Source organism: Oscillospiraceae bacterium (assembly GCA_025757685.1).
GTDB lineage: Bacteria > Bacillota > Clostridia > Oscillospirales > Acutalibacteraceae > CAG-217.
On sequence record CP107220.1, the window covers coordinates 532776 to 552243 of the forward strand.

The 19468-nt window shown below is 54.2% G+C and carries 16 protein-coding genes; 10 read left to right on the top strand and 6 right to left on the bottom strand.

Going from position 1 to position 19468, the window contains the following annotated elements; translation table 11 throughout:
- Positions 1-107: 107 nt before the first annotated feature.
- The 9 genes from OGM59_02325 to ftsZ all read left to right on the top strand — a co-directional run bounded on the left by OGM59_02325 (position 108) and on the right by ftsZ (position 12097).
- Complete coding sequence (locus OGM59_02325; GenBank protein UYI91328.1) at positions 108-2300, top strand: penicillin-binding transpeptidase domain-containing protein; 2193 nt, start codon at positions 108-110, stop codon at positions 2298-2300.
- A gap of 17 nt (positions 2301-2317) precedes the next feature.
- A complete protein-coding gene (locus tag OGM59_02330) occupies positions 2318-3757 on the top strand; it encodes a UDP-N-acetylmuramoyl-L-alanyl-D-glutamate--2,6-diaminopimelate ligase (GenBank protein UYI91329.1) in 1440 nt (479 codons plus the stop codon).
- Positions 3754-5118, top strand: coding sequence for a UDP-N-acetylmuramoyl-tripeptide--D-alanyl-D-alanine ligase (locus OGM59_02335; GenBank protein UYI91330.1), 1365 nt, complete (start codon positions 3754-3756; stop codon positions 5116-5118). Before OGM59_02330 ends, OGM59_02335 begins: the two co-directional genes overlap by 4 nt.
- Positions 5118-6167 (top strand): phospho-N-acetylmuramoyl-pentapeptide-transferase, encoded by a 1050-nt coding sequence (gene mraY / locus OGM59_02340; GenBank protein ID UYI91331.1) that lies wholly within the window; start codon positions 5118-5120, stop codon positions 6165-6167. The genes OGM59_02335 and mraY overlap by 1 nt, the downstream gene beginning before the upstream one ends.
- A 31-nt stretch (positions 6168-6198) precedes the next feature.
- Positions 6199-7422, top strand: coding sequence for a putative lipid II flippase FtsW (locus tag OGM59_02345; protein UYI91332.1), 1224 nt, complete (start codon positions 6199-6201; stop codon positions 7420-7422).
- Positions 7419-8543 (top strand): undecaprenyldiphospho-muramoylpentapeptide beta-N-acetylglucosaminyltransferase, encoded by a 1125-nt coding sequence (gene murG, locus OGM59_02350; protein UYI91333.1) that lies wholly within the window; start codon positions 7419-7421, stop codon positions 8541-8543. The genes OGM59_02345 and murG overlap by 4 nt, the downstream gene beginning before the upstream one ends.
- A gap of 56 nt (positions 8544-8599) precedes the next feature.
- Positions 8600-9883 carry a UDP-N-acetylglucosamine 1-carboxyvinyltransferase gene (gene murA / locus OGM59_02355; protein ID UYI91334.1) on the top strand — a complete coding sequence of 428 codons (1284 nt, stop codon included), beginning with the start codon at positions 8600-8602 and terminating at the stop codon, positions 9881-9883.
- On the top strand, positions 9855-10763 hold the full coding sequence (locus OGM59_02360; GenBank protein ID UYI91335.1) for an FtsQ-type POTRA domain-containing protein: 909 nt from the start codon (positions 9855-9857) through the stop codon (positions 10761-10763). The genes murA and OGM59_02360 overlap by 29 nt, the downstream gene beginning before the upstream one ends.
- 221 nt (positions 10764-10984) lie before the next feature.
- A complete protein-coding gene (gene ftsZ / locus OGM59_02365) occupies positions 10985-12097 on the top strand; it encodes a cell division protein FtsZ (protein ID UYI91336.1) in 1113 nt (370 codons plus the stop codon).
- A 330-nt stretch (positions 12098-12427) separates the two neighbouring features.
- Here ftsZ and OGM59_02370 read toward each other — a convergent pair whose 3' ends face one another.
- The 4 genes from OGM59_02370 to OGM59_02385 form a co-directional block, all read right to left on the bottom strand.
- On the bottom strand, positions 12428-15685 hold the full coding sequence (locus OGM59_02370; protein ID UYI91337.1) for a glycosyl hydrolase-related protein: 3258 nt from the start codon (positions 15683-15685) through the stop codon (positions 12428-12430).
- A 2-nt stretch (positions 15686-15687) separates the two neighbouring features.
- The gene (locus tag OGM59_02375; GenBank protein UYI91338.1) at positions 15688-15906 is read right to left on the bottom strand and encodes a methylenetetrahydrofolate dehydrogenase; all 219 of its coding nucleotides are present in this window, start codon (positions 15904-15906) and stop codon (positions 15688-15690) included.
- Between the two features lie 61 nt (positions 15907-15967).
- A complete protein-coding gene (locus OGM59_02380; protein ID UYI91339.1) occupies positions 15968-17038 on the bottom strand; it encodes a glycerate kinase in 1071 nt (356 codons plus the stop codon).
- A complete protein-coding gene (locus OGM59_02385; GenBank protein UYI91745.1) occupies positions 17013-17465 on the bottom strand; it encodes a YaiI/YqxD family protein in 453 nt (150 codons plus the stop codon). Before OGM59_02385 ends, OGM59_02380 begins: the two co-directional genes overlap by 26 nt.
- A 70-nt stretch (positions 17466-17535) precedes the next feature.
- On the opposite strand from OGM59_02385, the gene OGM59_02390 reads away from it, so the two are divergent.
- Entirely contained in the window at positions 17536-18252 is a 717-nt protein-coding gene (locus OGM59_02390) for a histidine phosphatase family protein (protein UYI91340.1), read from the top strand.
- A 56-nt stretch (positions 18253-18308) separates the two neighbouring features.
- On the opposite strand, the gene OGM59_02395 is transcribed toward OGM59_02390, so the two are convergent.
- Both OGM59_02395 and OGM59_02400 read right to left on the bottom strand, forming a co-directional pair.
- Positions 18309-18737: a threonine/serine exporter family protein gene (locus tag OGM59_02395; GenBank protein UYI91341.1), complete on the bottom strand. Its 429-nt coding sequence runs from the start codon at positions 18735-18737 to the stop codon at positions 18309-18311.
- On the bottom strand, positions 18734-19453 hold the full coding sequence (locus tag OGM59_02400; GenBank protein ID UYI91342.1) for a threonine/serine exporter family protein: 720 nt from the start codon (positions 19451-19453) through the stop codon (positions 18734-18736). Before OGM59_02400 ends, OGM59_02395 begins: the two co-directional genes overlap by 4 nt.
- Between the last annotated feature and the right edge of the window lie 15 nt (positions 19454-19468).

Below are 19468 nucleotides of genomic sequence, written 5' to 3' on the forward strand. Positions count from 1 at the left end.
GGCTTCAACTCTCATAAGTATTTTATTCGGCCTGTCGAATGGGCATAAATCTGCGCTTATTGTGCAGAAAGGAGCATAAAACTGTGGCCATTTTCGGAAGAAAAGTGATGAACAATCGCATTACGATCCTGGGGATCGTTGTGCTGTTTTTGCTTTCTCTCGATGTGGCCCGTATTTTTTATCTGCAAGTGCTAAAGGGTGACGAATACGCCGCCAAGGCGGAGAGTCAGCAGCTGTCTGATACGGAGATACCGGCCATGCGCGGTACCATTTATGACAGCGACGGTAATATTTTGGCCCAGTCCGCTACGGTGTGGACCGTATATCTGGATCCGCTGAATATTAAGGACAAACAGCGTCCGGTACTAATCGCGGAGCTGACCAAGCTCTTTGATTTGGACGAAGAAGAAGCCAAGGCGTTGGAAGAAAAAACCCGACAAAAAAATCACTATGTGATTGTGCGGGAGCAGGTGGAGAATAATATTAAAAAGCAGCTGGCGGATTTTATTGACAAGCAGGCAATGGCCAACTGCATTGGGATGGAGCAGTCCACCAAGCGATATTATCCGTACGGCTCACTGGCCTCCAGTGTGATCGGCTTTACCGGCGCAGACGATCAGGGCTTGTCCGGTCTGGAGCAGAACTACAATGATCTGCTCACCGGTACGCCGGGACGGCTGATCACGGCTAAGGACGCCAAATCCAATAGTATTTCCGACGATTATTCCACCTCTATTGCTGCGCAGGACGGCGACTCTCTGATGTTGACCATTAACCAGACCATTCAGTATTACCTGGAAAAGGGTCTGCGGGAGACCATGGAGCAGTACCGGAGCAAGGGCGCCTACGGTGTGGTGATGGATTGCAACACCGGCGCGGTGCTGGCAATGAGCTCTATGCCGGATTATGACTGCAACGAGCCGTACAAACTCACTTACGATAAGAACAAAAAAGCCATTAAGAAAATTAAAGATAAGACCAAAAAGAGTGAGGCAGAGAGCGCTGCCGTACAAAATCAGTGGCGCAATTTTACCGTGTCTGATACCTATGTGCCCGGCTCCGTGTTCAAAACCTTTATTGCCAGCGCTGCGCTGGAGGAAAAAGTGGTGAATTTGAACACCAGCTACACCTGTACCGGCTCCATTCAGGTAGAAGATTACAAAATGAACTGCCACTATCACGCCGGTCACGGCACACAGAATCTGACCCAAGGACTGGAGAACTCCTGTAATCCGTTCTTTATCACCATTGGCCAGCGGCTGGGCGTGCACAATTATTTCAAATATTTCCAGGGCTTCGGCTTTACGGATATTACCGGCATCGACCTGCCCGGCGAGGCCAGCCCCCAGTATTATAAAGAGAAGCAGTATGGCATTGTGGAATTGTCCTCCGCTTCCTTTGGCCAGACCAACAGCCTGACCCCCATTCAGGTGTGCACCGGATTGTGTGCCATTGCCAACGGCGGCACGCTGCTGAAGCCTTATGTGGTGTCTGAGGTGCGGGACGCAGACGGTAAAGTGGTACAAAAGAACAGCCGTACCGCTGTGCGCCAGGTGATCAGTGAAGATACCTCCAAAAAGGTCTGTAAGATGATGAAGGCCGTAGTGGATGAGGGCACCGGCAAGAATGGCTATGTGGCCGGTTACCGTGTAGGCGGCAAAACCGGTACTTCCACCAAGCTGGGCGAGTCCGCCGCAGGGGAGAAGGACAAATATATTGTCTCCTTTGCTGCCATCGCTCCCTCCGATGACCCGCAAATTGCTATGCTGATTATTGTAGATGAGCCGAATGAGGATCTGGGCGGCGGCGCACTGTGCGCGCCTATCGCTTCTCAGGTAGTGGAACAGGCCATGACGGAACTGGGCGTAGAGCCGGTTTATACCGACAGCGAACTGTCTGCATTGTCTACCGCCGTACCGTCCGTTACGGGCAAAACGGTGGAGAAAGCAAAATCCACTCTTTCTGAGCAAAAGTACAAGTACAAGGTGGTGGGCAGCGGCAAAACCGTGGTGGCACAAAGCCCCTCCGGCAATGATGTGATTCCGGCCGGCGGCACGGTGTGGCTGTACACGGAGAGCGGTAAGGAAAAGAAGGTAAAGGTGCCTAACTTTACAGGCTGCTCCGTTAGTGAGGCCAAGGCATTGGCGCAGGCTCACAATCTGAATATAGAGATCACCGGCAACGATTTGTCCTCCGGCAATGTAAAAGCCTATCGCCAAAGCGAGAAGCAAGGCTCTATGGTTGCCCAGGGGAAAGTGGTCGTTGTATCGTTCAAAAATACAGAGTCCGTTTTAGACTGACAGAAGGGAAGATCGCAATGAAAGTATCCGAATTGCTGCAGGGGATCCCCTGCACCGGTACCTACAACGATGTGGAGGTGCTGGATGTGACCCAGGACTCTCGGCTGGTGGAGCCGGGGTATCTGTTTGTGTGCATCAAGGGCGCCAGCTTTGACGGCCACGCCGTGGCGGCAGAAATGCTGGAAAAGGGCGCCGTTGCCGTGGTATGTGACCACGACATGGGGCTGCCCAGCCAGGTGATTACCCCCAATACCCGGGATGCCTATGCAACCATTTGTGCCAATTATTACGGCAACCCGGCAGAGAAGTTGCAGCTGATCGGCCTTACCGGCACCAACGGCAAAACCACCACCACATTCCTCATTAAGCAAATTTTGGAGAATGCAGGCAAAAAGGTGGGCCTCATTGGCACGGTGCAGAATATGGTGGGCAGCGAGGTTTACCCGGCCAAGTACACCACACCGGAGGCACACGAGCTGCAAAAGCTGTTTTCTTTGATGGTACAGGCCGGTTGTCAGTATTGTGTGATGGAGGTGTCCTCCCAAGCGCTGGCACAGGGTCGTGTAAAGGGACTTCACTTTGCACTTGCCGCCTTCAGCAATCTGACCCAGGATCATTTGGACTATCATAAGACTTGGGAAAATTACTTTAATTCCAAGCGTATTTTGTTTGAGAATTGCGACAAAGCCGTCACAAATGCAGACGACAAAAACGGCTTGAAGATTGTGGAGGGTCTGCCCTGTCAGGTGACCACTTATGCGGTGGATACCAACAGCGCCGACTATGTGGCAAAGAACCTGAACTTTAAGCCCAGCGGTGTGGAATATGAGTTGGTGGCGCCGGAAAATATCGGTCGCTGTCACTGCCCCATTCCCGGCCGGTTTTCCGTTTATAATTCGCTGTGCGCCGCTACTTGTGCGCTGGAACTGGGCGTGCCGTTTGGCGACGTGCTCACCTCCATCAGCAAATCAAAAGGGGTAAAGGGCCGCATTGAAGTGGTACCTACCGACACGGACTTTACGGTGATCATCGACTATGCCCACTCACCGGACGGACTGGAGAATATCATTTCTTCTCTGCGGGAGATCGCAACCGGTCGCATTATGACTCTGTTTGGCTGTGGCGGCGATCGGGATAAGACCAAGCGTCCCAAGATGGGACGGATTGCGGCAGAGTTGTCCGATTTTTGTGTGGTTACTTCGGATAATCCTCGTAGCGAGAATCCCCACGCCATTATTGAAGATATTTTAGTGGGTATGCAAGGCATCTCCACGCCCTATGTGGTTGTAGAAAACCGCAAGGAGGCCATTGCCTGGGCACTGCATCACGCGGAGCCGGGAGACATTGTGCTGTTGGCGGGCAAAGGCCATGAAACCTACCAAATTCTGCCTACGGGCACCATTCATTTTGATGAAAGAGAAGTCGTGGCAGAGATCCTCGGCGCCGAGAAAGAATGAAAGCATTTACTTTACAGGAAGCGGCGGCAGCCTTAGGCTTGCCCCAAATGCAAGCCCAGGCCACCTTGGCCGATGTTTGCACGGATACAAGAAAAATACAGCCCGGCAGCCTCTTTGTCTGCTTGCGGGGGGAACGGTTTGACGGCCATTCCTTTGCGTCTCAGGCGGCAAAGTTAGGTGCGGCGGCGCTCCTGGTGGATCACCCGGTAGACGCGGATGTGCCCCAGCTGGTGGTAACGGATACCGGCAAGGCGCTGCTCCAGTTGGCCGGTTGGTATCGTCGGCGGTTTCAGTTGCCGGTGGTGGGCCTGACCGGCTCCGTGGGCAAAACCACCACCAAGGAGTTTATCGCTCTGGTGTTGGGTGCCAAGTATAATACCTTAAAGACACAGGGCAACCTGAACAACGAGATTGGTGTGCCTCAAATGCTGTTCCGCTTGGAGGACAGCCACACGGCGGCGGTCATTGAAATGGGCATGAACCATTTTGGCGAGATCAGCCGTCTGACCCGGGCGGTGGCGCCCACTGTGGGACTGATCACCAACATTGGCGTGTCCCACATTGAGAACCTGGGTTCCCGGGCGGGAATTTTGCAGGCAAAACTGGAAATACTGGAGGGGATGGCACCGGATGCGCCCCTGATTGTGAATATAGATAATGATATGCTGCGCACGGTCAAGCTGGGGGACCGTCCGCTTTTGACCTTTGCCATTGACGATCAAAGCGCAGATTTTACTGCCACGGATATTGCAGAGCAGGGGAGCACCACCACTTTTACGGTGCACCACAGCACCTTTACCCAGCCGGTAACCATTCCCACTGTGGGTATACATAATGTTTATAACGCCCTGGCGGCTATGGCTGTGGGCTATGTGACCGGGGTGGATCATGTTGCTGCTGCGTCAGCCCTGGCAAACTATGTGCCTGCCGGTATGCGCCAAAATTTGGTGCAGGTAGGTGGCGTGCAGGTGATTGAGGACTGCTATAATGCCAGCCCGGACTCCATGCGCGCGGCATTGCAAACCTTGGGCAAGCTGCCGGTGCACCGCCGCTATGCGGTGCTGGGGGCCATGCTGGAGCTGGGAGATTACGCCAAGGAGGCACACACCCAAGTGGGCAAGATGGCGGCAGAGAATGGCATAGACGGCGTGCTGGCCTATGGGGCAGACGCTGCCTATATTGTAGAAGCGGCCAAGCAGGCGGGGCTGGAAAACGCCCGATTGTTTGACACAAAAGAGGCGCTGGCGCAGTCGCTGGCGCAGCAGGTACAACCCGGTGACGGTGTGCTCTTTAAGGGCAGCCGTGGGATGCACCTGGAGGATGTAATGCACACGGTGTATGAAAGGTGGGAGAAGGCGTAATGTCTATTGTATCTGTTCTGATCAGTTTAGTGGTGGCCTTTGCCGTCACTGCAGGGCTGGGGTTTGTGATCATTCCGTGGTTGCGCAAGCTGCACTTCGGTCAAACCATTTTGGACATTGGCCCCGTGTGGCATAAGAAAAAGCAGGGCACGCCCAATATGGGCGGATTGATGTTTATTATCGGGATCATTGTAGCCTTTATTGTAGGCGCCTTGACCCTGCACTTTTCCGGCGGGTCGCTGGAGAGCGCCTACTCCGAACTGCTCCCCGGGCGGGAGATCATTCTGCTGGTGGCGGGTCTGTGCCTGGCCCTCGGCAACGGGATTGTAGGCTTTACCGACGATTTTATCAAAATCAAGCTGAAGCGCAACGAGGGCCTGTCTGCTAAGCAGAAGTCTTTGGGTCAGCTGATTGTGGCAGTAGGATATGTGGCGACCCTGTGGTTCTCCCACAACACAGTGTGGTACTTGCCTTTTGCCGGTTCCGTGAACTTTGAGCGCAATTTCGGCACCGGACTGCTGTTTTGGGTGCTGTCCATCTTTATCATTTACGGCACGGTAAATTCCGTGAATTTGACCGACGGCATCGACGGCCTTTGTTCCTCTGTGACCGCTACCGTAGCCATTGCCTTTATCTATTTTGGTATGTACTGCGGCTACACGGGTATGTCCATTTTGGCGGCAGCTATTTTGGGCGGCGTGTTGGGCTTCCTGTGCTGGAACTGGAACCCGGCCAAGACCTTTATGGGCGATACCGGCAGCCTGTTCCTAGGTGGTTTGGTTGCAGCCTTAGGCTACTGTATCAAGTGCCCGATTTTGCTGCTGCTTTTCGGTATCGTTTATGTGTGCGAGACCATGAGCGATATTATCCAGATCGGTTACTTTAAGATCACCCACGGCAAGCGTATTTTCAAAATGGCGCCCATTCACCATCACTTTGAGATGTGCGGCTGGAAAGAAAAGAAGATTTGCGTTGTGTTTTCACTGGTAAATGCCGCCGGATGTATTCTCGCTTTGGTGCTGCTGATTAAGGGCACCTTCGGGAAATAAGATTTGAAGAAAGAACAGAAAGGAGCATTCTGTGGCTTACCACGCAGATAACGCATTGTCTTCCCACAGCGAGGGGGAACGGGTGCTGCCCATGCAAAAAGGCGGCAAACAGCGACTGAAAAAAAGTGATATTTGGGTCACCGGCTCCTTTGATGTGCCTTTTTTGGCGCTGTCTTTGCTGCTGCTCACCATCGGGCTTGTGATGCTTTTTTCCGCCTCCTATGCCTATGCTTTTTATAATGATGATGGCAACAGCTATGCTTATATCAGCCGCCAGCTGATATTTGCAGTTGTGGGCCTGGTGGCGATGTTTATTCTATCCAAATTGAATTATAAGGTGATCCAGGCGGCTACTGTGCCGCTGCTGCTGGTCACATTGGCGCTGCTGTGTTTGGTGCTGGTGTATCACACAAATCTGCGGGGCTTTCGCCGTTGGATCCCCCTTGGTCCCATTACTTTTCAGCCGTCGGATCTGGCCAAGTTCACCATCTCGGTGGTGCTGGCCAATTATATCAGTCGGTACTACCACCAAATGCGCAAGTTTAAGTACGGCTTTGTGTATCCCATTTTGGTCATAGCTGTGTTTTGCGGGCTGATCTACTTAGAGCATCACATGTCCTGCACCATTTTGATCTTTCTCATTGGTGCGTCGCTGATGTGGGCCGGGGGCAGCAACTGGAAGTTGTTTGCTATCGGCGTTGGTATCGTGGCAGCTGTGGCAGTGCTGGTGGTGGTCAATCCGGAGTTGCTGGAGAATTACGCCGGCGAGCGCATACGCGCCTGGCTGGATAAAAGCTACTCGCCGGATGATCTGCGCTGGCAGACCAACAACTCCCTGTATGCCATTGGCTCCGGCGGTCTGTTTGGCACCGGGCTGGGCAATTCCAAGCAGAAGTACCTGTATGTGTCTGAGCCGCAAAACGACTTTATCTTTTCTATTGTATGTGAGGAACTTGGCTTTGTAGGCGCTGCGTTTATTATTCTTCTGTTTGGGCTTTTAGTGTGGCGCGGTGTTGATATTGCCAAAAAGTGCCCCAATCGGTTCGGCTCCCTGCTGGTGCTGGGCATTATGGCTCAGATCGGGTTTCAGGTGGTGCTGAACATTATGGTGGTCACAGATACCATTCCCAACACGGGTATTGCGCTGCCGTTCTTCAGTTACGGCGGCACAGCACTGATCCTGTTGCTGGGCGAGATCGGCGTGGTGCTCTCCGTATCACGCAAAAACAATCAAAGAGTGGAGGTAAGCGAATGAAGCTCCTGTTTGCCACCGGCGGTACAGCCGGTCATATTAACCCGGCTTTGGCTGTGGCTTCCTACCTAAGAGAAAAATATCCAGAGGCAGAGTTTTTGTTTGTCGGCACGGCGGACCATATGGAAAGCCGTCTGGTGCCTGCTGCCGGGTTCGATTTTAAGACCATTCAGATCAGCGGCTTTCGCCGTTCCTTTTCACCGGCGGCCATTGCCCACAATGTGCGCACGGTGGCCTGGCTGATGAAAAGCGAAAAGAAATGTAAACAGATCCTCACCGACTTTCAGCCGGATGTGGTGGTGGGCTTTGGCGGTTATGTCAGCGGTCCGGTGCTGCAACAGGCGGTGAAACTGGGTATTCCCACTTGTATTCACGAGCAAAACGCCTACCCAGGCATTACCAATAAGACCCTGGCCAAAACGGTGGATCGGGTTATGCTGACGGTAGAGGATGCTGCCAAGCACTTAACGCCGAAGAATCCGCCGGTGGTTACCGGTCTGCCGGTGCGCGGTCAACTCCTGTGTGCCGATCGGGCGGCTGCCCGGGCAGGACTGGGCATACCGGACGGTCAAATGTTGGTACTGTCCTTTGGCGGCTCTCTGGGTGCTAAGCCCCTGAATGAGGCCATGCTGCCCATTCTTCTGCGCCATGCAGAGGACGGCAGCTGTTACCATATTCATTCTGTGGGCACCAACGGCGGCGAATATTTAGAGAAGTTTGCGCAGGCGGGCTTCACCGATGGTCGCAAAGGCACGGTGGAAGTGCGCCAGTATATTGACAATATGGATGTATGTATGGCGGCGGCGGATTTGGTGATCGGCCGTGCCGGCGCCTCCTCTCTGTCTGAGATTGAGGCCATGGGCAAGGCATCCATTTTAATTCCCTCGCCCTATGTGGCAGAGAATCACCAGTTCCACAACGCGATGGCGCTGGTAAATCGTAATGCCGCCCGTATTTTGGAGGAGAAGGACTTGTCCGCAGATACCTTGTCTGCCATGATGGACGAGTTGCTTTCCGATAAAGAAAAGCTGTTTGAAATTGAGCGTAATGCCAAGGCTATGTCTGTGGCTGACGCTCGCAGCCGCATTGCCGATGTAATCCTGGACCTGGCAAAGGCAAAATAACCCGATACACCCAAAGTCCCCTCCTTGCATAGTATGGCAAGTACGAGGGTGATGGAATGGAACAGTATGTAATCGAGGGTCAGACCAAACTCCGGGGTATGCTGCCGGTGCACGGCGCCAAAAACGCTGCGCTGCCCATTTTAGCCGGCACGCTGCTGGTACCCGGGGTATGTGAAATACATAATTGCCCGGCGCTGTCCGATGTGGCGGCGGCCGCTGCCATTTTGCAGTCTCTGGGCTGCCGGGTGCAGCAGGAGCCGGGGGTAGTGACCGTAGACGCTACGACGATGAGCGGCACCTGTATTTCCGAAGAAATGATGCGTACCATGCGCTCCAGCATGCTGTTTTTACCGGCGATTCTCAGTCGGGCAGGCAGCGCCACCGTATGTTATCCCGGTGGGTGCGATATTGGACTGCGACCCATTGATCTGCACCTGTCCGCTCTGCGGCAGCTGGGTGCTCGGGTCACGGAGGACGGCTGCTGTATGCACTGTACGGCGCCCGGTGGTCTGGTGGGTTGTCCCATACATTTGCCGTTCCCCAGCGTCGGTGCCACAGAGTGCGTGATGCTGGCGGCCTGTACCGCCAAGGGCGTGACTACCTTAATGAACGCAGCGCGAGAGCCGGAGATCGGTGATCTGGCAGACTTCTTAAATGCAGTGGGCGGCAAGGTGCTGGTAGATGGCAACGGTACGGTGACCGTTGAGGGTGTACCGTCGCTCCACAGCGCGGCGCATACCGTGATCCCGGATCGGATCGTGGCGTCAACATATATGAGCGCTGCGGCCATTACCGGGGGTAAACTGTTGCTGCGGCAGGTGCGCACGGCGCATTTGGCACCGGTACTGCCGGTGTTTCAGGAGATGGGATGTGACCTGCGCCTGGACGGCACAGATCTATTGATCACAGCGCCGGAGCGGCTGCGCGCCTTTAAGCGGCTGACCACCATGCCGTATCCGGGATTCCCCACAGACAGCCAGGCAGTGCTTGCCGCCGCAGCTGCAACTGCTCGGGGCACATCTGTGATTTGTGAGAATATATTTGAAAATCGATTTCGTTATACCTGCCAGTTGCAGCGCTTTGGCTGTGACATTGCTGTTAGCGGCAAAACGGAGGTAATTCGCGGTGTGCCTACGCTCCACGGGGCAAAGGCAGAGGCTACGGACTTGCGTGGCGGTGCCGCCTTGGTGGTGGCTGCATTGGCTGCTGCCGGTACTTCCACCATCAGCGAAATTCATCATATTACCCGCGGCTATGAGGACTTGCCGACCGTACTCACCGCGGTAGGGGCAAATATCAAGAGGACGAACCATGAAACAAAGGACACCAGAACCGCCTGAACAACGGCGCAGCGCTTACTTGGATAATGGGCTGGAGCCGCCGAAGCTGTATCGTCGGGAGCAGCAGCAAGCCGCTTCCCGGCAGCAGCGCCAGGCGCCGCCGATGACCCGTCAGGAACGGCGCAAAAAACAGAATAAACGCCGCCGGTTAAAGCGCAGCGTGCGCCGGGCTTTGGCCGTGATCGGTTTGGTGCTGCTGGCGGTAGCGATTGTGGCGGTGCTGTGTCTGACCGTGTTCTTTAAGATTGAGAGCATTACCGTTACCGGCAGTAAGGTATATGACACGGAAAAGGTGCTCTCCGTTTGTACCATTGAAACAGGGGAGAACCTGTTTTTGGCAGATACGGACAAGGCAGCCCAACAGTTGCAGCAGGCACTGCCGTATGTGTACAGCGCCAAGATCAAGCGCAAGCTGCCCGGCACCGTTCAGATTCAGGTGACAGACGCCGCACCGGCCTATGCGGTGAAGAATAAGGACAAGACCTATACCTTGATGGACGATCGGTTCAAGGTGCTGGAAGTGGTGCAGAAGAAGCCGAAAGAGAGCATTCTTATTCAAAAGGCCAATTTAAAAAGTGCCAAGGTGGGACAGACCGCCCAGTTTGCCAACAAGAATGTAGCAGCGTGTTTGACCCAGTTGGCACAGGCCATTCGTGATTATCAGTTCACAGAGGCAACGGCGATTTGCAGCGAGGGACTGAACAGTAACTCTATTGTATATGACGGTCGGATCGTCTTTAAGCTGGGCACCTGTGAGAAGCTGGAAAAGAAGATCCATCAGGGCTTAGCTGCCTGTGCACAGTTGGATCAGGATAACCCTTCTGTGAAAGGAACTCTTCGTTTAACAGGTGAAAAGCAATATTACTTTACAGAAGATTAGCTGTAAAGAAAATAAATATACATATTTTAGACAAGTTTCGCACACTTGTGGAAACTGCACAAAGTCCCGCCGGTTGAAAATCGGAAAAATTGTCAAATACTTTGAGAAATATTCAAAAAAAGTGTTGCAAAAGGATTACAATATTGTTACAATATGATTTGTAAAGTTGTCTACTGACAAACTGATGGATTTACAAAATAAATGAAGGAGATACATAATCTATGGCTCGTTATGAAATTGATACGGATGACAACAAGGTTGTTCAGATTAAAGTAATCGGTGTTGGCGGCGGCGGCGGTAACGCCGTGAACCGCATGGTAAAATGTAATATTCAGGATGTGGAGTTCGTTGCGATCAACACGGATCGTCCGGCTCTGGCTAAGTCTGCCGCTTCTCATAAGATTGAGATCGGCGAAAAAGCTACCAAGGGTCGTGGCGCCGGCGCTAAGCCGGAGGTTGGCACTCGTGCCGCCGAGGAAAGCCGCGAGGCGATTACTGACGCTGTGACCGGCGCAGAGATGGTATTTATCACTGCCGGTATGGGCGGTGGTACCGGTACCGGCGCTGCTCCCGTTGTAGCGAAGATTGCCAAGGATATGGGTATTCTTACCGTTGGCGTTGTGACCACTCCCTTTGCTTTTGAGGGCAAACGTCGTATGAATCAGGCAAAAGAGGGCATCGAGGATCTGGCTCAGTATGTGGACTCCCTGATGGTCATTCCCAATGAAAATCTGAAGTATGTGACCGATGAGAAGATCACCCTGCTCAACGCTTTTGAGATTGCGAATGATGTACTGCGCCAGGGCGTGCAGTCCATTTCTGACCTGGTAAATGCTACCGGTCTGGTAAACTCTGACTTTGCTGATGTGACCGAGATCATGAAGGACGCCGGTTATGCGCACATGGGTGTTGGCCGCGCCAAGGGCAAGGACAAGGCCGAGGTGGCTGCAAAGCAGGCCATCACTTCTCCGCTGCTGAACACCTCTATCGAGGGTGCCCGGGGCGTACTGCTGAACATTACCGCTTCTACGGATATCGGTCTGGAAGAGATTGATGCAGCTTCTACCATCGTGACCAATGCGGTTCACCCGGATTGTGAGATCATTTGGGGTGCCAACTTCGATGAGGAGCTGGAGGACGAGATGATTATCACCGTCATCGCCACCCGCTTTGGTGACGAAGGCCCCAATCATCAGATCAAGTCTACTACCGCTAACCTGGAGGTTGCACCGCCGGTAACCGAGCCTGTGGCGCCTACCACTGCTGCCCCCTCTGCGTTTACCAACAGCGACGATGACGCCTTTGACCAGATTGTGGATTTCTTTAAGAAGTAAGCAAGTTTGATACAAAAAGCGCTCCTGTTTTTCAGGAGCGCTTTGTATTTATACAGATCGTTCAAAAGTGGGCAGGATGTATATTTATCGTCTCTGTGGTATAGAAATGTGGAAAATAATGTGAAAGCAAGTGAAAGCCTTTACATTTTGCACATTTTCCACCGAGTTTTTCGCAAATCTCGTTCACAAACCAATGGAGACTTCCACAGTTTGAACATAGATTTCCACATCGATTTTCACTTTGTGATTTTGTAAAGGCGTTGTGCCTTACAGAGAGAAAGGACCGATATGCAGAATTTGCATACCGGTCCTTTTGATATTTATGCACCGTTACCATTCACTTTTTGTATAAGAGCGAATGATGTTGGTAATGGGGTTGTCCCTTTTCCAGCCTTTGCCCTTACCGCCCTTGGCCTGGTCCTGGATCTTGCCTGCACGAATGGTGACAAAGTCCGCCTTGTCAATGAGTTTTTCCATTGGCGGAATATCGTCAAAGTCGTAGTCGCCGGTAATAGTGTCCAGCAGGGGGGTAGCCAGGGTGGTGTTGGCGTATTTCTTTACCGCTGTCATGGCCATAATGATCAGTCGATTGTCCTCTGGCAGGGTCAGGGTCTTGGCACCGCGAATGTCCAGTTCATACAGGTAGAACCAGGCTTTCTTGGCGGCAATGTTGCCCTCCGGGTGATGGCAGTGTGTGAATTCAAGGGCAATGTCCGCATCCTTAATGCGGGCGGTCTGCTTCAGTCCGGCCATATCCCACAGAAATGGCAGCTCTGCCATACTGTGAATGGTCAGGGTCTTGGTGCGCCGATCGGTGGCAAATTCCGCCTGCCGGTCACCGGCGGTGCTGGCTGCCAGAAAGTACAGCTTGGTGCAGCCCTTGGGCAGCTCCAAAGTCTCGCCGCGAGCCACAAGCAGGTCGTTGCCGTTGCTGACCTGCGGCAGCTTAAATGTAATGCCTTTATAAGTGGGTACCTGCGGCAGCAACTCTGCCGGCAGCGAGAACCCGGCGCCTTGCAGAATGCAGTTACGCATATCCTCGTCGGTGGTTAAGCCCTTGGTGTTCACCGGAAGTTCCATTTTTTTAAATTTCTCTCGGGGCAGCTTTTCTGCCTCAAAGGTGAGTAAAAAGGTTTTCACTTCAAAGGGCTTCAAATCAAAGGTCAGTTGACCGTTCTTGATCTCTACCGCTTGCATCGGTCGCTCGTCTGCGGTACACAGAGTGGCACCGGCGATGGGCCGATAGACGGAGAAGGTTACAGCCTTTTGTGCTTGGCCTGCAGCTTCGCCAATGCGGACGATATAACCGCTGCCATCCTCGCTTTTCTTAAAGGCGCGGAGTAAGGCGTTCTCCGTATTTAATGCAGCCGCGGAAAATGCGCTACCCAGCTTGCCGTCCTTGCGGGCGGAGGTTTGGAATGCGACCAGCGGTTTGCTAAAGGCTTCTGCCGCTGTTTGCGTGCCGGTCTGCCAGCCGCCCTTGTGGCTGTAAATGCCAAAGCCGAAGCGGTTGCGCCCAAGGTCCATCAAATCCTGGCGCGCCTCTTTGATAAAAGCGCCGGCGGGCGTGTGCAGGCAGGTGAGCCGCAGGGTGTGATCGTCCGGCTTATCCCAGCCGTATTTGCTGTCTGAAAAGACGGACACCCCAAAGTCGCCGTCGCTACCTGTCAGATCCGCCCACTTTTGGGCCGGCACTTCATACAGCTTTTCGTTATTATTTCCTCTGTGGATTACACCCAGTCCCAGGTCGTAGTCCGCGCCGTCTGCTGCGGCAACAAAGGGAAATTCAGCCTTGAGCATAGACCGGCGGCTGCGCCAATCTACAGCGTTCTCCACCCGAATACAGCTGCTGCCGGCATCCAGGCTGATCACCTGTTCCACTTTAGACACGCCCAGTTGACGGCTAACTTTAACAGCCGCCTTGGCGGGGCCACTCTCCAGCAGTTCAAACTTCGGCGTGTTGGCATAGAGATAAGGCGCTTTGTCAATATCGGCCTTGCGCATTTCCCACGCCGGGTAGTTCAGTTCGCCGGTATCGTGGAGCACAGCCAACTTAATGGGTCTTTCCAAAATCTGGCGCCCCAGCTCTTTATCATACAAAAAGGCAATATCGCCGTTTTTGTTCAGCAGCAGACGGTACTTGCGGTTCTCCAGCATGTGCTCGCCGCAACGCAGGTCGGTCTTTACCGGGCAGGGGGCGTTTGCCGCCGTCACATCCAATACCAGGTAGCCCATAGGAGGTACGGTGGCCAGCACCGCCATGTGAAATGCCTTGCCTTCTTTGCGGATTACCTGGCTGGGCAGCTCAATCCCGTCTCGATCCAGCACCCGCAGGTACTTGCCGTTGTGATTCAGTCGTACATGGGCTTCTACCGATTCTGTTCTGGCAAAGGGCAGGGGATTGTGCACGATCAGGGCGCAGTCCGTTACCCATTGGGTATCCAGTTGGTTGGCAATAGCAGCCACTGCACCGGTGTATTCCCCTTGCAGCTGCACCAGCGAGGTGTGGTAGTCGTTCCACCCAGTGTTGTAAATGTCCATATTGGAGGTGCCGGGCAGATCGTCGTGGAACTGGTGCTGGATCAGCCGTTCCCAGGCCTTGGTCACCGTTTCCTGCGGGTAGGTATAGACCCCCAGCAGCTCCGCGGTGGAGAGGGTGCTCTCTGTCACATCGGCCAGCACCTCACATTGGCGGTTCAGTCGCTTGCCCATCGCCCGGGCAGTGTAACCGCCGGCACCGTGGCTGGTCATCAGCAGCTCGTTGTTCCACACGGGCAGGCGGTCCTTGTCGCTGTCCGGCAGGGCATCAATGTCCTTGAAAATTTGGTCGGACTGCGCACTGATCACATCAAAGTCTTTTTGCCCATTTTCTGCCGCACTGGCGCACACGCTTTGCACGCTCTCCTCTGTGGGAGCGCCGCCAACGTCGCCGGTGCCGTACAGGTGCTGGGCATAGGGGAGACCGCCTTCAAAGGCGTTCTTTGCCACATCGTCAATGACGGACACTTCGCCGCGCAGGTCGCCGCTGAATTTGGAACGGTAAGACCGGGCGTTGGGGCACGCCAGCACACGGCTGCCGTCCACGCCTTGCCAATAACCCAGGGTAAAGGGCACGCCGTAGGCACTGCCCCAGCTGAGCTTTTGGGTAGTAAAGCCCAGTAGCCCGGCGTACTTCATCACAGATGGCAGCGCCTGGCCGAAGCCAAAGCAGTCAGGCAGAAAAATGTCCTTAGACTGCACGCCGAACTTTTCCTGAAAATACCGATTGCCAAGGAGAATATTGCGAAAAAGTGCCTCCGGAGAGGGAATATTCACATCGCCGTTCTCATAGCAGGCACCGGCGGGATACCAATTGCCGCGCTTTACTAAATCTTGAATTTCCGCAAAGGCCAAAGGATAATATTCCTCAATCAGCTGATAGCGAAAGGCACCTTCAAAATTGAAGCAGTAGTCGGGATAACGCTCGATCAGATCAAAATTCTTACGCAAGGTATCCGGCAGGTATTCCTCAATGGTTTTGCGCAGATCCCAGCGCCACACCGTGTCCAGATGGGCGGTGGAGACTGCATATACTTTCTTCTTTTGCATACTTATTTCTCAATAATCTCATAGGTAAATTCGTACTGCTCTTGCAGAGCCTTTACCTTGTCCTCATTGTCCTCAATAAAGGTGGGGGTGTACACGCTCTTGCCATCCTTGGAGTAGTCGGCTACAATTTGATTCAATGCCTGCCAGGCCTCGTCCTCTTTCTCATAACCGTCGGCAAATTTGATCAAAAACTCTCTGTGTTTGGGAAGTCTGACTTTCATACTGTTCTCCTGTTCCGGGCATAGCCCATAAAATATACTTCATTATAATATTAAAAACATATTATTGCAAGAGCAGATCGGCTTTTTCTGCCAGCAGGGCGGCAGCGTGGGCAATGGCAGCCCGGGGCGGGGTGTCCTTATCTGTTAAGGTAATCACCTTGTCACCCACCAGGGTGCCGTCCCCATCGCCGCTGATCACCACACAGCGCTTGCCCAGCTTTTTGGCGCGTTGCGCCACCCGATAAGGCAGCTTGCCCATCAAGGTTTGCCGATCCGTGCGCCCCTCGCCAGTAATCACCAGGTCGGCCCCGGCAATGGCGCTGTCCAGATCGGCCAGCGCCGCCAGCAGATCAAAACCGCTTTGGGTGCTACCGCCCAGTACGCCGTACAGGCCGCCGCACAGTCCGCCGGCTGCACCGGCACCGGGCAAAGCACTGACAGCATTCGGCAACAGAGCCGCCAGGTGTGCCATACCGTTGTTCAGCAGTTGTACTTGCGCCGGAGTGGCACCTTTTTGGGGACCGAATACCGCAGCGGCACCGTTTTCGCCTGTATAAGGATTGGTTACATCGCAGGCGTATGTAAAGTGCATTCCCTTTACGCGATTCTGAAAATCAGCCGGGATCTGCAACCGCTCGATCCGCTGAAGATCGCCGCCGGTGGGGTGGGGGACAGAAGTCCCGTTTCGGTCATAAAATGCCACGCCAAGAGCTGCCAACGCACCGGCGCCGCCGTCGCACATACCGCTGCCGCCAAGGCCGATGATAAAATGGTGAAAACCAAGGTCTATGGCGTTTTTTAGCTGCATACCCACGCCGTAGGAGGAGGCGGCCATAATGTCCTTTTTCGTCTGTAAAGCGCAGGTTGCGGCACACTCGATCAGCGCCGTATCGCCCCAGGTGTACAGGGGTGCTTGTATTGTATTGCCATATAGGTCAACGGCATTTGTGTAAAGGATAGTGCCCTTACAGGCGTCAACGCAGCAGGTGCCAAATCCCTCGCCTCCGTCGGACAGGGGCAGGGTGGCTACCGTCATCCCCGGGTGGGTCAGCAACGCTTGCGCCAATATATCGCACACCTGGCGGGCGGTCAGAGAGCCTTTGTAGCTATCCGGCGCAATGAGTATGTGCATCTTCAATCAACCTCCTGAGTGCCCCTTGAAAGTCTTTATCCTGTTCTGCTGTGCGCTTGGACGGCCCTTTCAGCCGGTAGCCGCCTCGCCGGGCTTTCTTGGCTGCGTGGCGGGTGAGCAGTAGCGTGTCAATATTGGCATCGGTGAGCCGCTTGCCGTTTTGGGTAATGGGATAGCCCCGCTTGGCCAGCACCATGGCTGCCAGTCCGTAATCTTGGGTCACCACTATGTCTCCCGGATTCACCTGGCGGATTAGGGCAAAGTCTGCGCTGTCGCTGCCTTTATCCACTGTGACTACCCGGGCGTTTTTCTCTTTAAACTCATGGCTGGTGTCGCAAAAGAGTATGGCTTCCAGCCCATGTTCGGCTGCTGCTTGCAGAGTCAGATCCACCACCGGGCAGCCGTCAGCGTCAATTAAAATCTTCATAGCCATATTGTACCACATTTGAATTTTGGTTGCAATTCTGTTATACTGGCGTAAGAAAGGCGGTGACGATATGCGAATTTTAATTGTGCGTCATGGCGATCCGGACTATGAGAAGGACTCTTTGACCCCCAAGGGGTTCCGGGAGGCAGAGCTGTTGGCGGAGCGACTGTGTAAATTAGATGTAAAGGCATTTTACTGTTCACCTTTGGGCCGAGCGCAGGACACGGCACGACCCACTTTGCAGCGGTTGGGGCGCAGCGCGGAGACTCTGGATTGGCTGCAAGAATTCCGCGGCAAGGTGCGCCGGGGGCTGAAAGTGGAGGGCTGTTGGGATCGGCTGCCTTCTTACTGGTGCAGGGAGGACAATTACTATTCGGCCGATGCGTGGTTGAACACGCGGCTGATGCAAAGCAAAAATGTGGAGAAAGAGTATCGCTATGTATGCCGCCATTTGGACACCCTGCTGGCGCGGCACGGCTATCGGCACAACGGTCGAGTGTTTGATGTGGTAGACGGCAATCATGATACCATTGTTCTGTTTTGTCACTTTGGTGTAGAGGCGGTGCTGCTCAGCCACCTGCTCTCTGTATCGCCGATGCCCCTTTGGCACAATTTTGTGGCGCTGCCCACCTCCGTTACCACAGTGGTGACCGAGGAGCGGGAGCAAGGAATTGCCACTTTCCGTGTGCAGCAGTTTGGCGATTTGTCCCACCTGTATGCGGCGGGGGAGCCGCCGGCGTTTGCTGCGCGGTTTTGCGAATGCTTTGAAGATGATACCCGCCATTAACATTAAAAAGAATATAAAAAATGCACCTTGCCCGGGATCCATCCCGGTAGGGTGCATTATTTTTGTTCTCGATGTGCGCGCAATAGGCGGATAGGCACCGCCACCAGCACAGCGCCAAGCCCCATACCCGTGGCGATCTGTAAGGTTTGTGCAGCATAAGCAACGGCTTGATTCGGTTGGCCCCACAACAGGTATTGCATGGCGTAGTAGATGGCGCTGCCGGGCAGCAGGGGCACGGTAGAGGGGTAGAGCAGTACGGTGGATGGGGTTTTCAGCACCCGCGCCAGCAGCTCTGCGTACAGGGCAACGGCCAGCATGCCCCATAGGGTGGCGCCAAAAGCCCCCATGCCATTTTCTTCGGCAAACCGATATACAGTGCCGGACAGCAGACCGCCAAAAGTTGTAAAGAACAGCAGTCGCCGCGGCACCTGCATTAAAACAGAAAAAGCGAAAGTGCCAAGGGCACCGGAGAGGATCTCTCTCACCGCCCCACGCTCCCCGGCAGCCAAAGGGCAAAGGCACAGCCCAGGGCGATAGCCAGGGCACACAGCACTGCCTCTGCCAGTTGCAGCAGTCCGGCCAGCAGATCACCGTCAATCATATCTCGCAGCGCGTTGCCCACCGTCAGCCCGGGCACCAGCAACATAATGGTGCCAATGAGTATGTTGGCGCCCCGTAGGGGCAGTCCCAGTGCCTGCGGCGTAAACGCCAGTAGACCGGCTACTGTGGCGTCCAGCAGCACGGCGGTAAAGCCGGATTGCAGTGCCGGTCGATAGCCGGACACTAAAATGCCAAATCCGCCGCACAGCACCGCTTCTGCCCAAGTGCCGCCAAAGTAAATGCAAAAGGCAGCAGTGGCCAAAAAGGTGCATAGCAGTCGGGTGCGCCTGCTGTATATCCGGCGTTTGGTGACAGTCCAGTCTACCGTCTCGCCCCTGCACAGGCGGCGGGACAGGGTATTTAGTCGATCCAGCTCTGCCAGGTCAATTTCCTCCGGTCCCAAGCGCTTGGTGCCGGTATGGGTGGTGTTGTCCGCCAGGATCACCGTGGCGGTGAGTATGCCCGGCACAGCCCACACCTGGGCATCTGTGGCACCGGCGGCATAATTGATCCGGGTGACTGTATCTTCTGTGCGGCGCACTTCGCCACCGCTTTCCATCATAGCCGCACCGATCTCCAGGGATAGACGCAGCGCTTGCATTTTTTGCGATTCCAT

What these genes read in the sequence shown, in the direction of transcription:
- OGM59_02375 (UYI91338.1), bottom strand. Translation starts at nt 15,906, where the DNA reads ATGAAAGTCAGACTTCCCAAACACAGAGAGTTTTTGATCAAATTTGCC.
- OGM59_02400 (UYI91342.1), bottom strand. Translation starts at nt 19,453, where the DNA reads ATGCAAGCGCTGCGTCTATCCCTGGAGATCGGTGCGGCTATGATGGAA.
- OGM59_02360 (UYI91335.1), top strand. Translation starts at nt 9,855, where the DNA reads ATGAAACAAAGGACACCAGAACCGCCTGAACAACGGCGCAGCGCTTAC.
- OGM59_02325 (UYI91328.1), top strand. Translation starts at nt 108, where the DNA reads ATGAACAATCGCATTACGATCCTGGGGATCGTTGTGCTGTTTTTGCTT.
- murG (UYI91333.1), top strand. Translation starts at nt 7,419, where the DNA reads ATGAAGCTCCTGTTTGCCACCGGCGGTACAGCCGGTCATATTAACCCG.
- OGM59_02390 (UYI91340.1), top strand. Translation starts at nt 17,536, where the DNA reads ATGCGAATTTTAATTGTGCGTCATGGCGATCCGGACTATGAGAAGGAC.
- OGM59_02330 (UYI91329.1), top strand. Translation starts at nt 2,318, where the DNA reads ATGAAAGTATCCGAATTGCTGCAGGGGATCCCCTGCACCGGTACCTAC.
- murA (UYI91334.1), top strand. Translation starts at nt 8,600, where the DNA reads ATGGAACAGTATGTAATCGAGGGTCAGACCAAACTCCGGGGTATGCTG.
- OGM59_02380 (UYI91339.1), bottom strand. Translation starts at nt 17,038, where the DNA reads ATGCACATACTCATTGCGCCGGATAGCTACAAAGGCTCTCTGACCGCC.
- OGM59_02385 (UYI91745.1), bottom strand. Translation starts at nt 17,465, where the DNA reads ATGAAGATTTTAATTGACGCTGACGGCTGCCCGGTGGTGGATCTGACT.
- OGM59_02335 (UYI91330.1), top strand. Translation starts at nt 3,754, where the DNA reads ATGAAAGCATTTACTTTACAGGAAGCGGCGGCAGCCTTAGGCTTGCCC.
- mraY (UYI91331.1), top strand. Translation starts at nt 5,118, where the DNA reads ATGTCTATTGTATCTGTTCTGATCAGTTTAGTGGTGGCCTTTGCCGTC.
- ftsZ (UYI91336.1), top strand. Translation starts at nt 10,985, where the DNA reads ATGGCTCGTTATGAAATTGATACGGATGACAACAAGGTTGTTCAGATT.
- OGM59_02370 (UYI91337.1), bottom strand. Translation starts at nt 15,685, where the DNA reads ATGCAAAAGAAGAAAGTATATGCAGTCTCCACCGCCCATCTGGACACG.